13 protein-coding genes are annotated in these 15,191 nt (G+C 59.3%); 11 read left to right on the top strand and 2 right to left on the bottom strand.

Annotated elements, in window-relative coordinates; all coding sequences use genetic code 11:
* The first annotated feature begins 14 nt into the window (after positions 1-14).
* The 7 genes from IFU29_RS07640 to IFU29_RS07670 all read left to right on the top strand — a co-directional run bounded on the left by IFU29_RS07640 (position 15) and on the right by IFU29_RS07670 (position 9,156).
* On the top strand, positions 15-1,586 hold the full coding sequence (locus IFU29_RS07640) for an ABC transporter substrate-binding protein (protein WP_191933394.1): 1,572 nt from the start codon (positions 15-17) through the stop codon (positions 1,584-1,586).
* 15 nt (positions 1,587-1,601) lie between these two features.
* Positions 1,602-2,549, top strand: coding sequence for an ABC transporter permease (locus tag IFU29_RS07645; RefSeq protein ID WP_191933395.1), 948 nt, complete (start codon positions 1,602-1,604; stop codon positions 2,547-2,549).
* Complete coding sequence (locus IFU29_RS07650; protein WP_191933396.1) at positions 2,546-4,315, top strand: dipeptide/oligopeptide/nickel ABC transporter permease/ATP-binding protein; 1,770 nt, start codon at positions 2,546-2,548, stop codon at positions 4,313-4,315. Before IFU29_RS07645 ends, IFU29_RS07650 begins: the two co-directional genes overlap by 4 nt.
* The gene (locus IFU29_RS07655; RefSeq protein WP_191933397.1) at positions 4,312-5,127 is read left to right on the top strand and encodes an ATP-binding cassette domain-containing protein; all 816 of its coding nucleotides are present in this window, start codon (positions 4,312-4,314) and stop codon (positions 5,125-5,127) included. Before IFU29_RS07650 ends, IFU29_RS07655 begins: the two co-directional genes overlap by 4 nt.
* 13 nt (positions 5,128-5,140) lie before the next feature.
* Complete coding sequence (locus IFU29_RS07660) at positions 5,141-5,908, top strand: FadR/GntR family transcriptional regulator (RefSeq protein WP_191933398.1); 768 nt, start codon at positions 5,141-5,143, stop codon at positions 5,906-5,908.
* Between the two features lie 40 nt (positions 5,909-5,948).
* Positions 5,949-7,769 carry a glycoside hydrolase family 15 protein gene (locus tag IFU29_RS07665; RefSeq protein WP_191933399.1) on the top strand — a complete coding sequence of 607 codons (1,821 nt, stop codon included), beginning with the start codon at positions 5,949-5,951 and terminating at the stop codon, positions 7,767-7,769.
* Positions 7,770-7,950: 181 nt separating this feature from the next.
* Positions 7,951-9,156 (top strand): L,D-transpeptidase family protein, encoded by a 1,206-nt coding sequence (locus tag IFU29_RS07670; protein WP_191933400.1) that lies wholly within the window; start codon positions 7,951-7,953, stop codon positions 9,154-9,156.
* Between the two features lie 366 nt (positions 9,157-9,522).
* Here IFU29_RS07670 and IFU29_RS07675 read toward each other — a convergent pair whose 3' ends face one another.
* Positions 9,523-10,551, bottom strand: a complete 1,029-nt coding sequence (locus IFU29_RS07675) for a CorA family divalent cation transporter (RefSeq protein WP_191933401.1) — start codon at positions 10,549-10,551, stop codon at positions 9,523-9,525.
* A 54-nt stretch (positions 10,552-10,605) separates the two neighbouring features.
* On the opposite strand from IFU29_RS07675, the gene IFU29_RS07680 reads away from it, so the two are divergent.
* From IFU29_RS07680 to IFU29_RS07695, 4 genes are all read left to right on the top strand, one after another.
* Positions 10,606-10,749, top strand: coding sequence for a hypothetical protein (locus IFU29_RS07680; protein ID WP_191933402.1), 144 nt, complete (start codon positions 10,606-10,608; stop codon positions 10,747-10,749).
* The gene (locus tag IFU29_RS07685) at positions 10,746-12,347 is read left to right on the top strand and encodes an inorganic phosphate transporter (RefSeq protein WP_191933403.1); all 1,602 of its coding nucleotides are present in this window, start codon (positions 10,746-10,748) and stop codon (positions 12,345-12,347) included. Before IFU29_RS07680 ends, IFU29_RS07685 begins: the two co-directional genes overlap by 4 nt.
* Positions 12,348-12,361: 14 nt before the next feature.
* Positions 12,362-13,279: a polyphosphate kinase 2 gene (gene ppk2, locus IFU29_RS07690; protein WP_062746503.1), complete on the top strand. Its 918-nt coding sequence runs from the start codon at positions 12,362-12,364 to the stop codon at positions 13,277-13,279.
* 157 nt (positions 13,280-13,436) lie between these two features.
* Positions 13,437-14,183, top strand: a complete 747-nt coding sequence (locus tag IFU29_RS07695; protein WP_191933404.1) for an SDR family NAD(P)-dependent oxidoreductase — start codon at positions 13,437-13,439, stop codon at positions 14,181-14,183.
* Between the two features lie 29 nt (positions 14,184-14,212).
* On the opposite strand, the gene dusC is transcribed toward IFU29_RS07695, so the two are convergent.
* Positions 14,213-15,157, bottom strand: a complete 945-nt coding sequence (gene dusC / locus IFU29_RS07700) for a tRNA dihydrouridine(16) synthase DusC (RefSeq protein ID WP_191933405.1) — start codon at positions 15,155-15,157, stop codon at positions 14,213-14,215.
* Between the last annotated feature and the right edge of the window lie 34 nt (positions 15,158-15,191).

Here is a 15,191-nt window from a genome sequence, read left to right on the forward strand (position 1 = left end):
TAACGAGGACCGCTATGTTCAAATCGCTACGCACCGGGTTGCACTGTCTTACTGCCTGCTTCGCCCTGCTCACCCTCGCCCCCCAGGCCGGGGCTGAGTCACCTCCCGGCGTGCTGGTGGTAGGCCAGGTGGCCGAGCCGCAGTCGCTTGATCCTCAGGTGGCGACCGCCGCTAACGATTCGCGCATTCTGGTGAATATTTACGATGGTCTGGTCCGTAATGCTCCCGGCTCACTCACCATTGAGCCGGCGCTGGCCAGCCGCTGGGAGATCAGCCCGGACGGGCTGCGCTATACCTTCCACCTGCGCGAAGGGGTGACCTTCCAGGACGGCACGCCGTTTAACGCCGGGGCGGTGAAATTCACCTTTGAACGCATGCTCAATAAGCAGCATCCCTACTATCACACCGGCCCGTTCCCGCTGAGCTTCTTCTTCTCCTCTATCGATACCATCACCACGCCGGACGCCCAGACGGTGGTCTTTACGCTGAAGCAGCCTTTTGCTCCGCTGCTCTCCAATCTTGCCACGCCCGCCGGGCTGATTGTCTCCCCGGCCGCCGTGAAAAAATATGATAAAGACGTGGGCCGTCATCCGGTTGGCACCGGGGCCTTCCGTTTTGGTGAATGGCAGGCGAATCAGCGCGTTGTACTGACCGCGAATAAAGATTACTGGGACGGTGCGCCGAAGCTGGAGGCCGTGGTATTCCGTCCGATCACCGATGGCAACACCCGCACCGCAGAGATGCTCTCAGGAGGTATTGATGCCATGGTCGAGGTGCCACCGGATACGGTTAACACCTTTGCCGGTAATCCCCAGTTTCAGCTTCACCAGGCCGTCGGTCCGCACGTCTGGTTTCTGCTGCTGAACACCCGCGAAAAGCCGTTTAACGATAAGCGCGTCCGCCAGGCGGTGAACTACGCGGTCAACAAGCAGGCGCTGGTCGACAACGTGTTGCAGGGATCCGCGCAGGTGGCTGACGGCCCCATTCCCTCGGCGTTTACGTGGGCCGCGAACAAAGATGTCAGTCCTTATCCGTATGACCCGGCCAAAGCCCGCGCGCTGCTGAAGGAAGCCGGGGCCGAAGGTGCCACGCTGAACTTCTCTGTCACCGAGGGCGGGTCAGGCATGCTGGATCCGGTACCGATGGCAACGGCCATTCAGGCCGATCTGAAAGCCGTGGGGCTGAACGTGAAGATCCAGACCTGGGAATGGAACACCTACCTGGCGAAAGTGAACGCCGGGCTGACGCCGCAGACCCAGATGGCAGAGATGGCGTGGATGACTAACGACCCGGATACGCTGCCCTTCCTGACACTGCGACGCGATGCCTGGCCGGATAAAGGCGGCTTTAACTCCGGTTACTACAGCAATCCGCAGGTCGACACCCTGCTGGATGAAGCCCGCAGGACCAGCGATCAGCAGAAGCGTGGTGCGCTGTATCGCCAGGTGCAGGCCATTGTTCACGACGACGCACCCTGGCTGTTTGTCGCCAACTGGAAACAGAATGCCGTCACCACCCGCCAGGTGCAGAACTTTGCCCTGCAACCCAACTTCAACCTGATCCTGCATCAGGTTAGTAAACCCTGACGGAGGAGGCCTGCTATGTGGAGCTTTTTATTACGGCGTCTGATCGGGGTGATCCCGGTAATAATCGGGCTGTCGCTGATTGTTTTTCTGTTGATGGCGATGATCCCCGGCAACCCGGCACAGGCGCTGCTGGGGGCGTTTGCCACCCCGGAGAACGTCGCCCGCGTCAGCGCCGAGCTGGGTCTGGATAAACCGCTGTGGCAGCAGTATTTTATCTGGGTCAACAACCTGCTACACGGCGATTTCGGGCGCTCTTACGTCCTGAATCGCCCGGTGATTGATGAAGTACTGGAGCGTCTGAACGCCACTCTGCTGCTCGGCGGCTGCGCCCTGCTGTTAAGCGTTGTTTTCGGCCTGCTGGCGGGTGTGACCTCCGCCGTACGTCAGTTTGGCTGGGGCGACAGAATCATCACCCTGCTGGTACTGATCGGCATTTCACTGCCCTCTTTCCTCATTGGCCTGCTGATGATTATGCTGTTTGCCGTCAGCCTGCGCTGGTTCCCGGCCTCCGGGATGTTTGCCATTTACGGCGGCGGCGATGCGCTGGATCTGCTGCATCATCTGACCCTGCCCGCTATCACCCTGGCCATTGTCGCAACCGGGGTGATCGCCCGTCTGACACGTACCGCAATGCTGGAAGTCCTGCGCCAGGATTATATCCGCACCGCCCGTGCCAAAGGCGTCAGCGAGCGCCGGGTGATCTGGCGTCACGCCTTTCGCGTGGCCCTGGTGTCGGTGATCCCGGCCATCGGTATTCAGGCCGGGTTTGTGCTCGGCGGGGCAGTGTATATCGAAACCGTGTTCCAGTGGCCGGGCCTGGGGGCCATGCTGGTTAAAGCGGTCTCCACGCGCGATCTGCTGCTGGTGCAGGGCGGCGTGCTGGTGGCGGCCATTTCCTACGTACTGATTAATCTGCTGACCGACATCGTTCAGGCCTGTCTTGACCCGAGGGTAAAATCATGACTGTTAACACCGCCCCTCCCGCACGACGCACCGGCTGGTCGCTGTTGCTGCATAACCGCCTGGCGGCGCTGGGACTGCTGCTGCTGATTGTCACCATCACGGCAGCGCTGCTCGCGCCGCTGCTGCCGCTGCCGGACCCGGATGCCACCGATCTGCTTAAACGGCTGGCTCCGCCGCTGACGCCGGGTCATCTGCTGGGCACGGATGCGCTGGGACGCGATATGCTGTCGCGCCTGCTGTGGGGCACGCGGGTGTCGGTGGCCGTCGGCCTGAGCGCCACCCTGCTGGCGGCGGTATGCGGCACGCTGGTCGGGCTGATTGCCGGTTACGCCGCCGGGCGCACCGACAATATTCTGATGCGGTTGATCGATATGATCATGGCCTTCCCGTATATATTATTGGCCCTGGCGATCGTCGCCGTCCTCGGCCCGGGCCTGCTGAATGCGCTGTATGCCATAGCGCTGGTCAATATTCCTTTCTTTGCCCGCAACGTGCGTGGCCTGACCCTCGGCCTGCGCGGGCGCGACTTTATTCAGGCAGCCAGGCTGTCCGGTAAAAACCACACCCAGATCCTGTTAACGGAAGTGCTGCCTAACGTCCTGCCGCTGATTGTTGTCACCCTCTCTACCACTATCGGCTGGATGATTCTGGAAACTGCGGGGCTGTCATTTCTCGGACTGGGAACCCAGCCACCGGATGCAGATTTAGGATCGATGCTCGGTCAGGGGCGCAGCCAGCTGTTTATCGCTCCCCACGTCGCCCTGGTGCCAGGGGTAATGATCTTCCTGCTGGTGATCGGCTTTAACCTGCTTGGCGACGGCGTACGCGACCTGCTGGATCCGCGCCTCAAGTCCGGTGCCCTGCTGCGTTCGCAGGCCATGACCACCGTTGACCGCGCGCAGATCCCGGCACGCACCCACCCGGAGGCGCTGCTAGAAGTGGCCGGTTTACAGGTGGCCTTCAGCCGGGGTCAGCAACGCGTCCCGACGGTAAAAGGCATCAGCTTCCATCTACACGCCGGGGAGTGCCTCGGTCTGATCGGTGAAAGCGGCTCCGGCAAAAGCGTCAGTGCGCTGGCGATTATGGGGCTGGTTGCTTCCCCGCCCGGCGTGATCACCGGCGGTAGCGTCTGGCTGGGCAACGAAGAGCTGCTGTCGCTCTCACCGGCAGCCATGCAACAACGCCGTGGCGTGCGGGTGGCCTATATATTCCAGGATCCGCTGACGTCACTGCATCCGCAGATGCGCATCGGCCAGCAGCTGGTTGAGGCTATCCAGTGCCACCAGCCGCTGAGCGCAGCGGCGGCGCGGGCTAAGGCGATTACCCTGCTGGAGGATACCGGCATTCAGCAGGCCGCAGAGCGCTTTGACGCCTGGCCACATCAGCTGTCCGGCGGCCAGCGCCAGCGCGTCGGTATTGCCATCGCCCTGGCCAACGATCCGCAGGTGATTATTGCCGACGAACCCACCACCGCGCTGGACGTGACGGTACAGGCACGCATTCTGGCGCTGCTGAACGATCTGCGCCACAAACGCGGGCTGGCGCTGCTGTTTATCACCCATGACTTTGCTGTGGTCAGCGAGATGTGCGATCGGGTGGCGGTGATGCGTCACGGGGAAATTGTTGAGAGCGGCAGTACCGCCTCGGTACTGCAGGCTCCGCGCCACGACTACACGCGGCGGCTGATTGCCAGCGTGCCGCAGCGCGGCCAGGGCCGGGCCTTCCTGCAACAGATCCGTCAGCTGCACGCGCGGGAGACATCATGAAAAAAGTGATTGAAATACACGATCTGAAGAAAACCTATCACGGCCACGGTGGCTGGTGGCAGCGCAGCGCTTCCGTCGATGCCGTAAAGGGCATCAGTCTGGATCTCTGGCAGGGGGAAACGCTTGCCGTGGTGGGGGAAAGCGGCAGCGGGAAAAGCACCCTGGCACGGATGCTGGTCGGGCTGGAGTCTCCGACTTCAGGCAGCCTGACCCTGCAGGGCGAGGATGCCCGCGTTCTGGCGCAGCGCGGCGTTCAGGCCTTTGGCAAGACCATCCAGTATGTGTTTCAGGACCCGGTGGCCTCACTGAACCCACGCAAAACGATTCAGCAAATCCTCAGCGTCCCGCTGCAGCGCCTGTGCGGCTATCAGGCCAGTGCCTGTCTGCCCCGTCTGCAGCAGCTGCTGACGGCAGTCAATATGCCTCACGACGCCCTGCACTGCTATCCTCATGAGTTTTCAGGCGGTCAGGCCCAGCGGCTGGCCATTGCCCGTGCCCTGGCGGCAGAGGCCCGGATCCTGGTGCTGGATGAGCCCGTCAGTGCGCTGGATGTCTCCGTACAGGCCCAGGTTCTACTGCTGCTGGAGGATCTCAAACAGCAGTTTGGCCTTTCTTACCTTTTCATCAGTCACGATCTGGCGGTAGTGGAATCGATTGCCGACCGCGTGGCGGTGATGAATTCTGGTACTATCGTCGAGTGCGCCGCCACGCAAACGCTGTTCAGTGCCCCCAGGCATGAGTACAGCCGCCAGCTGCTGGCCAGCGCGCCGGCCTGGCAGGCCACGCCGCCAGGCGTTCAGCCCACTTTCTGATATACAGGTGACCATGTCCTCAGTCTCCACGCCGCCCGATGCGGTAAAGCGTAAGCGAACCGACACCATTATCGATGCCATTAAGCAGAGCATTGTTGATGACAATCTGCTGCCTGGCGATCGCCTGCCCCAGGAGAAGGATTTGATGACCCGCTTCTCTGCAGGAAAAAGTACGGTGCGCGAGGCGTTAAAAGCGCTGGAAGCCCAGGGGCTGATCCGCACGCGTACCGGCCCCGGTGGCGGCGCATTTATCGACAGCATGCCGGAGGCCCGCGCCATGAGCCTGCTGTCAAACTACCTGTTTACCCGGGAACTGAGCATCAGTCATATCTACGCACTGCGTAAAACGCTGGAACCCCAGGTCGCGGTCAGCGCCATCGGCCAGATTGACGAAGCTGGTTTTCAACATTTGCATCAGTTGATCCGCGTCTACGATCATGCGCCCACCAGCGAACAGGAGCGCTGGGATCAGCGTATGGCGGAGCTGGACTTTCACAGCGTGGTCGCCAGTTATTCCGCAAACCCGCTGCTGGCCTTCTTCTGCCGCTTCCTCCAGCGGCTGCTGAAAGATCTGGCGGTCTGCAAGGATATCTATCAGCAGCCGCAGCCGGTGGATCGTCGCCAGGGGATTGAGTATCAGTATCAGCTGATTGATGCGCTGCGACGTCAGGATGCCCCGGCGGTGGAACGCATTATGCGTGACCACATGCAGCATGCCGAACAGGCAATGCTGACCCTGCAGGCCACGCTGGAAGAACGTTTTTTGCGTGACGATAGCTGACTTTCCGCTTCGCTTTCTCAGAGGCCGCTATAGTTAAACAATGAAAACGATAAAACGACCTATTGAAGACCACGGCGTCATTGGCGATTTGCGTACCTGCGCCCTGATCGCTACTGACGGTTCCCTCGACTATTTCTGCTGGCCCAACCTGGACAGTCCCTCAGTGTTCACCGCGCTGCTGGACAGTGATGACGCCGGGCTGTTCAGCCTCAGTCCGGACTGGCCAGATGCCCGCCGGATGCAGATCTACCTGCCCGATACCGCCATCCTGCAAACCCGCTGGCTGGACGACCAGGGTGTGGTGGAAGTCACCGACTATATGCCGGTGTGCCAGCGGGAAGACCGCCTGCCGCGCATCATTCGCCGTATTAAGGTTGTTCACGGCACCGCAACACTGAATCTGCGCTGTGCCCCGGTGCATAACTATGCCCGGGCAGAAACCACCGCCACCCTGTATGACGGTGCGGTAACGTTCCACGCCGACGGCCAGCCGACGCTGCGGCTGACGGGCGGAGCTGATTTCCAGCTGGATAAGGCGGCGGCGGTGGCGCAATTTACCCTTGATGCCGGCGAATCGCGCGAGTTTGTCTTTGGCGCAGATGAGGACCCCCACCTGGATCACGCTGATGAAAACAGCAGTGACAGCTGTTTCGACGCTACCCTGGCTTACTGGCGTCACTGGAGCAGGCAGAGCAGCTATCAGGGTCGCTGGCGGGAAATGGTGACTCGCTCGGCAATTACGCTGAAGTTGCTGACTTCATGGCAGCACGGCTCCATCGCAGCGGCGGCGACCTTCGGCCTGCCGGAGGAACTGGGGGGAGAACGCAACTGGGACTATCGCGCATCGTGGATCCGCGATGCCTCCTTTAGCATGTATGCCCTGATGCGCCTCGGCTATGTGGACGAGGCCAAGCATTTCACCCACTGGGTGGCGCGCTGCGTGGAGAACAGCCACAGCGACGTGGAAAAACTACAGATAATGTACCGCCTTGACGGCGGAACAGAGTTGCATGAGAGTGAGCTGCTTAATCTGTCCGGCTATGCCGACTCACGCCCGGTGCGCATTGGTAATGATGCGTGGCACCAGTCGCAGCTGGATATCTACGGCGAACTGATGGATGCCATCTACCTGGCAAATAAATACGGGGAAGCCATTTCCCAGCGCGGCTGGAACCACGTCAGCAGGATGATTGACTACGTAGCAGAACACTGGAACCAGACCGATGCCGGGATTTGGGAGATGCGCGGTGAACCCCAGCATTTTCTCCACTCGCGCCTGATGTGCTGGGTGGCGATGGATCGGGCGCTCAGGTTGGGGGAAAAGCGATCGCTGTCGATGCCTGCCGAACGCTGGGCCGCCGCCCGCGATGCCATCCGCAGTGATATCTGGCAGAACTTCTGGCATAAAAACGGCCACTTTGTCGCGACCCGCCACGGTGAGTTTGTCGATGCCTCTATGCTACTGATGCCGCTGGTGCGTTTCGTCGGGGCTACCGATCCGGACTGGCTGGCGACGCTGGACGTTATCAAAGACAAGCTGGTGAGTGACGGGATGGTGCGGCGTTATAACGTGAGTGAGACCCCGGCTGACGGGCTGCAGGGCGAAGAAGGCGCGTTTGCTGCCTGCTCGTTCTGGTACGTAGAGTGCCTTGCCCGTGCGGGTCGCCTTGATGAAGCACACTTTGAGTTTGAGAAGCTGTTAAATTACGCCAATCATGTCGGCCTGTACGCCGAAGAGTTTGACAGCCGGGGACGTGCGCTGGGCAATACGCCGCAGGCGTTAACCCACCTGGCGCTGATCAGTACCGCTTTCTTCCTTGACCGTAAGCTCAGCGGAAAAGATCCGCTATGGCAACCCTGATAACAGAGTATTGCATCGCTGAAAGGGTGGCATTGCAGACAATTTATCGTAAAGATAGTTCAACAGGGAAAATGCTGGTTTCTTCTGGGACCGTTATGCACATATAATGTGCAGCCGGTCACAGTTGGCCAGTATTGGGTCGTTTATCAACAGTCTACATGGCGCTACACCTGAAATTACTATGAAAAAGAACATTCGTGCGTTCGTCACCCTGATTCTGGCGGCAGCGGCTTTCAGCCACTCTGCCTTCGCTGTGGTTTACCCGCTTCCGGCCGCGAACAGCCGCCTGATTGGGGAAAATCTGGAAATTACCATCCCGCAGGATAGCAAGCTTCCTCTGGAAGCGTTCGCGGCTCAGTACCAGATGGGTCTGAGCAACGTGATGGAAGCTAACCCGGGCGTTGACGTCTATCTGCCCAAAGCTGGCAGTAAACTGATCATCCCACAGCAGTTGATCCTGCCTGACGCCCCGCGCGAAGGTATCGTGATCAACAGCGCGGAGATGCGTCTGTATTACTACCCGAAAGGCACCAAAACCGTTGTAGTTCTGCCGATCGGCATCGGTGAGCTGGGGAGAGATACTCCGGTGAACTGGACTACCACGGTTCAGCGTAAAAAAGATGGCCCAACCTGGACGCCAACTAAAAAAATGCATGAAGAGTACGCGGCACGTGGCGAATCAATGCCTGCGGTGTTCCCGGCTGGCCCGGATAACCCGATGGGTCTTTACGCCCTGTATATCGGTCGCCTGTATGCCATTCACGGTACCAATGCCAACTTCGGTATCGGTCTGCGCGTAAGCCACGGCTGCGTGCGCCTGCGTGCGGATGATATCAAATGGCTGTTCGACAACGTGCCGGTGGGAACGCGCGTGCAGTTTATTGACCAGCCGGTGAAAGCCTCGGTAGAGCCAGACGGTTCACGCTACGTGGAGATCCACAACCCGCTGTCGCAGACCGAAGAGCAATTTGCTTCACGTGAACCAGTTCCGCTGACGCTGACCCCTGCCGTCAATAAGGTGGTTTCCGATGCCAGCGTGAACACGACGGCAATGGAAGACGCGCTGAAAGCACGTTCAGGTATGCCGGTGAAGGTGAACGGAACCGACAGCCAGCCTGCAGCCCCGGTAGTGGTGCCTGAGCAGGCAAACGCGCAGCCTGCAGAAGCGCCTGCTGCCCCGGCTATCCCGGAGAGCAGCGATGCCTCAGCCCCTGCGGTCCCGGTTGCTCCGCAGAGCGGCAGTGACGCAGCACCTGCCACCCCGACCGACCCGCAGAGCACGGAAGCGCCGGCACCGACCGCTGCGCCTGCTGAGGCAGACACCTCAGCACAGGCAGCACCGACGCTGACGCAGCCAGGCCCGATTTACAGCACACCGAAATCCTGATTTTCTGCTGTCGATCGTCAAACCCCTGCCCCTTACGGTGCAGGGGTTTTTTTATGACTGCCGCTCCATCAATGCTCACCACCCGCATAATATCTGTTAAAACAGTGATATTTTATTATTTAAATCATTTATTCAAACCAATAACATCCCAATTCAGGCACTAAAATCCCGTTTACACAGCATTAAATGTTCCTAACAGCAGGGCGCATTGGACTACCCTTGTCCTTGTGTTAGCAGTCTCTTGCTAACGCTCTCGACAACAAATAGGTCTTAGAAAATATCCATTGTTTTCACTACTGTTTACTGGCTAAGTTGCCACTCACCAGTATTCCACCCGGGGACGGCGCAAGCCTTTCCCCGCTTTTTTTATTCCCTGTCGCGACGTCGCAGCACCAGCCAGGCGGCAGCGGCGGTAAAAATCGTCACTAACACCACCAGCAGTAAAAAACCGTGCGGATTCGTCGCCAGCGGCACGCCGCCGACGTTCATGCCGAAGAAACCGGCAACGAGGTTAATCGGCAGCGCCAGCACGGTGATCAGCGTCAGGGTAAACAGGGTGCGGTTGCTCTGCTCCAGCTGTTGGGCAGCGATCTCTTCCTGCAGCAGACGTATGCGCTCCGTCAGCCCGTTGAGATCGTTCAGTACCACGGTAAACTCTTCAGTAAACTGACGCAGATCCTGGACGACATGTGGATGAAGCCAGCCGGGTGGCCGGTTAATCAGACGAAACAGCGCCGCCGGTTCGGGTGCCAGCAGGCGCTGAAAGCGCAGCAGCGTGCGCCGCAGACGCCCCAGCTCACTGCGGTTACTTTTAATATGCTGCCCGAGCAGCCGCTCTTCTATCTGATCAACATACTGGTTTGACTGACGTACGATCAGCGCCAGCACCTCTTCCTGCTCCGCCAGCAGCTGGGTCAGCAGGCCGGTGGAGGAGCGCAGCCCCAACGTATCCAGCTTGGCAACAAGCCGCTCAACCAGGCGCAGCGGCTTAAAGCGGGCGCTGACCACCAGTCCGTCGCGACACCAGATCCACAGCGTGGCGCTTTCATCGCTGGTTTCACGCGCGTTAAAGGCCACGTCATTCAGCACCGCCATCAGCGCGTCATTCTGCGGTTCAATACGGGTACTGTGTGAACCGTGCTGGATCTCATCAAAAAAATCATCATCCACGTCGAAGTGGGTTTTCAGCCAGCGGGCCGCCGCCGCGTGGTTCAGGTTGACGTGCAGCCAGAGAAAACTGCCCTCCTGTGGCCCCCCGCTCCACGCTTCACAGGACTGCTGAACTGTCAGGCTTTCCGGTGCCAGGCCATCGGTAAAACGGTAGCCGTAAATCAGGCCCGACACATCGTCACTGAAGTCAGGTTTTTGCCGGAGTAACGGCAGGTGTTGCGTCATCGTTTTTTCCGGGTTACGTACGTTATCGCGATACTCCTATCCTGCCGCAGCCTGATGACCGTTTTGTTACCGTCAGCACCGCGCCTGGCACTATCCCACCCTGACGTCATTGTTCTGTCACATAACCTGCGTATCACCGAGTGTGGTTATCCCCTGTCCCACTTCTGCCGCTTTGCCGATGCCAGTGAGGTTATATGAGTGATAATGCCGCCCTGCAACGAGGCCAGCCCGCCCGCCCCGTTTATCCTGAAAACAGCCGTCGTTCGGTGATCATTTTTCTGCTGCTGTTAATCCTCGGTATCGCCTTTGCCGGGGTCAATCTGTTTAACGACGTCAGCGACTCCGGCGCGACCTTTACCAGTTACGTCCCTTTTTTGTTACTGGGTATGGCGCTGCTGATCGCACTCGGCTTTGAGTTCGTCAACGGCTTTCACGATACCGCCAACGCTGTAGCCACCGTGATTTACACCCACTCAATGCCACCGGGACTGGCAGTAGTCTGGTCCGGCTTCTTCAACTTTCTTGGCGTACTGCTCTCCAGCGGCGTGGTCGCCTTCGGCATTATTTCCCTGCTGCCCGTAGAGCTGATCCTGCAGGCCGGAACCGGCGGCGGGTTTGCCATGGTCTACGCCCTGTTGTTCTCCGCGATTATCTGGAATCTGGGGACCTGGTGGTTCGGGCTGCCCGCCTCGTCATCACATACGTTAATCGGGTCAATTATCGGCGTGGGGGTGGCGAACGCCCTGATCCACGGCCGCACGGGCACCAGCGGAGTAGACTGGGGGCAGGCGCTGAAAGTGGGCTACGCGCTGGTTCTGTCGCCGGTGGTCGGTTTTGTCTGTGCCGCCGGGCTGCTGCTGTTAATGAAAAAAGTGCTTAAAAATCGCGCGTTGTACACCGCACCGGAGGGTAATACACCGCCACCTGGCTGGATCCGCGGGCTGCTGATCCTCACCTGCACCGGTGTCTCCTTTGCTCACGGTTCAAACGACGGTCAGAAAGGCATGGGCTTAATTATGCTGATCCTGGTCGGCACGATGCCGATCGCTTACGCCCTGAACCGCTCGATTCCGGCAGACCATATCCCCCAGGTGGCTGCACTGGCGACGGTCACGCAGCAGGAGCTGCGTGCGCTGACGCCGGACCGGTCATCCAGCATTTCCCCGCGTGAGGTACTGACGGAGTATGTACGCACCGGGACCCTCGTTCCGGCCGTACTGCCTGCGCTGGCAGACTTAACCGGCCGCATCGGCCAGGAAATTCGCCAGTACGGCGCGGTGGATAAGATCCCGGCGCAGGCGGTATCCAATACCCGTAACGATATGTACCTGGCCTCAGAAGCCATTAAGCATCTTAAAAGCGATGAAAAGGTGCAGATCCCCGAGCAGACCCGGCACAACCTGGATGCCTTCAGGGGCGAGCTGGATAATGCCACCCGCTACATCCCGTGGTGGGTGAAGGTGGTGGTGGCGATAGCCCTCGGGCTTGGCACCATGGTCGGCTGGCGGCGTATTGTCACCACCGTCGGTGAGAAAATTGGCAAGACTCATCTGACCTACGCCCAGGGGGCCAGTGCAGAGCTGGTGGCGATGACCACCATTGGCGCGGCCGATATCTTCGGTCTGCCGGTCTCTACCACGCATGTCCTCTCCTCCGGCGTGGCGGGGACGATGGCGGCTAACCGTTCCGGCCTGCAGATGTCCACGCTGCGCAACCTGATGATGGCCTGGATACTGACCCTGCCCGTATCCATTTTACTTTCGGCCAGCCTGTACTGGCTGTTTACCCATTTCTAACCGGGAGATGACGTATGGCAATGCAAGGTAACGATTTTTCATCTGAGACCTTTCACCACCGCTTACTGCAGGATTTTTACGACAGCTACGATGAAGAGCTGGAAATGGAGCTGGACGACCTGCGCTTCGGCAGTGAAGAGAAAATGGAGCCGGACGAAAAAGCCTGGCGTAAGCACTATTTCCGCGAGCTGCTGCGGCTTCAGGGCGAGCTGGTGAAAATGCAGGACTGGGTGATGCGCACCGGTCACCGCATGGTCATTATTTTTGAAGGCCGCGATGCCGCAGGCAAAGGCGGGGTGATAAAACGCATCACCCAGCGCCTGAATCCGCGCACCTGTCGCGTTGCCGCCCTGCCCGCCCCGAACGATCGCGAACGGACCCAGTGGTACTTCCAGCGCTATATTGCTCACCTGCCAGCGGCGGGTGAAATGGTGCTGTTCGACCGCAGCTGGTACAACCGCGCGGGGGTGGAACGGGTGATGGGTTTCTGCAACGAGCAGGAGGTGGAGGAGTTCTTCCGCAGCGTGCCAGAGTTTGAAAGGATGCTGACGCGCAGCGGCATTCAGATCGTCAAATACTGGTTTTCCATCACTGACGAAGAGCAGGAGCTGCGTTTTCTCAGCCGCATTCACGACCCGCTTAAGCAGTGGAAACTCAGTCCGATGGACCTGGAAAGCCGCCGCCGCTGGGAAGAGTACACCGAGGCCAAAGAGGTGATGCTGTCGCGCACCCACATTGACGAAGCGCCGTGGTGGGTGGTTCAGGGCGTGGACAAGAAAAAGGCCCGTCTGAACTGCATCAGCCATCTGCTGCGCCAGGTGCCGTATGAAGACAGCGAGATAAAACCGATTACCCTGCCTGTGCGTGAACGCAGCGAGGACTATCACCGCGCCCCGGTGCCCAACGAGATGATTGTGCCGGAAGTGTATTAACCCTGACGGGGCAACGCGCTGTTGCCCCCTTGTTACAGGCAATAGCGGGTGGAAAAGTGACGGCCTGCCGCAGAAAAATACCTTACGCAGTCGATGCCAAACGGCGGGAGAGGTTTCTGATTAGTGTGAGGGGGTCATCACACAGGGAGAACCCACCATGAGATTTCGTAATAAGGTTGCCATTGTCACAGGCGGGGCCAGCGGTATTGGTGCCGCTACCGTCACCCGCCTTGCCGATGAAGGGGCCAGCGTAGTGATTGCCGACCTCAACGACAAAGCAGGCCAGGCCTTCGCTCATCAACTGACCGGTCAGGGGTACAGCGTGCTGTTTGTTCATACCGACGTCACCGATCCGGCGCAAAATAAGCAGCTGATTGAAAAGACCCTGGCCCACTTCCAACGGCTGGATCTGGTCTTTGCTAATGCCGGCATCGACATCGACGCGCCAGCAGATCGTCTGGCCGTGGAACACTGGCAAAAAACCATTGATGTGAATCTGACCGGCGTGTTTCTGCTGAATCAGGCGGCTATCCGCTACTGGCTGGCGCAGCAGCAAACCGGGATCATCGTCAACTGCGGTTCGATTCACAGCTGGGTAGGCAGACACGGTCTGACCGCTTACAGTGCGGCAAAAGGGGGCGTCCGGCTGCTGACGAAAACGTTATCCAGCGACTACGCGGCGCACGGGATCCGCATCAATGCGGTGTGTCCCGGCTATATTGAAACGCCGCTGCTGGAGAATCAGAGCGCGGAAGAAAAAAAGATCCTGAAGAAACGCCACGCTATCGGCCGCTTTGGCCGACCGGAGGAGGTAGCCAGCGTGGTGGCGTTCCTGTTCAGCAACGACGCATCATTTGTTAGCGGCGCGGCGTTACTGGTGGACGGAGGTTATGTCGCGCAGTAATACGTCAGTCGGGTTGACCGGCAATCAGGTCAACCCTGTCCATCAACCGCGCTAATCACCCGCGCAATCTCAGCCGAAGTTTGCTGCATCCTGACCTGCATAAATACATCGGTCGCCTCGCTATATTCCTTGCGCAAATACCCCAGCCACTGTTTGATGCGCGCCATATGGTACAGACCGGTATCGCCCTGCTTCTCCAGCCGGACATATTTTTGCAGCAGTTGCACCACCTGCGACCACGGCATCCGCGCTTCGTTATATTTAATCACCCGGCTGAGGTTAGGCACATTGAGCGCCCCGCGTCCGATCATCACCGCGTCACAGCCCGTCGCAGCCATGCAGTCCTGGGCACTCTGCCAGTCCCAGATCTCGCCGTTGGCGATCACCGGAATGGACAGCCGCTGACGAATATCGCCTATCGCCGCCCAGTTGATGGCCTCCGCACGATAACCGTCCGCTTTGGTACGGCCGTGTACGGCGAGCTCCGTCGCCCCGGCCTGCTGCACCGCATCGGCAATTTCAAACTGACGTGCGCCAGAATCCCAGCCCAGACGAATTTTCACCGTCACCGGCAGATGAGCGGGCACCGCCGCACGCATGGCCTTCGCGCCCTGATAAATCAGCTCGGGGTCTTTTAACAGCGTGGCACCGCCGCCGCTGCCGTTAACAGTTTTCGACGGGCAGCCACAGTTGAGATCCACGCCCCAGGAACCAAGTGCCACGGCGCGGGCGGCATTCTCCGCCAGCCACTGTGGGTACTGACCCAGCAGCTGGATACGCACGCGAGTGCCTGACGGCGTTCGGCTGTCATGATCAAGTTCGGGGCAGAGGCGCTGAAAACATTTCACCGGCAGGAGTGCATCCACCACCCGCAGAAATTCGGTAATACAGAGGTCGTAGTCGTTAACGTCGGTCAGCAGTTCACGCACCAGCGAATCGAGAACGCCTTCCATCGGGGCAAGTAATACGCGCATGGTAAACCTGTGGAGAGTGAAATACAGGGGGAAG

The sequence above is a fragment of the Erwinia persicina genome (genome assembly GCF_014838825.1).
In the GTDB taxonomy this organism is placed as follows: Bacteria; Pseudomonadota; Gammaproteobacteria; order Enterobacterales; family Enterobacteriaceae; genus Erwinia; species Erwinia persicina_A.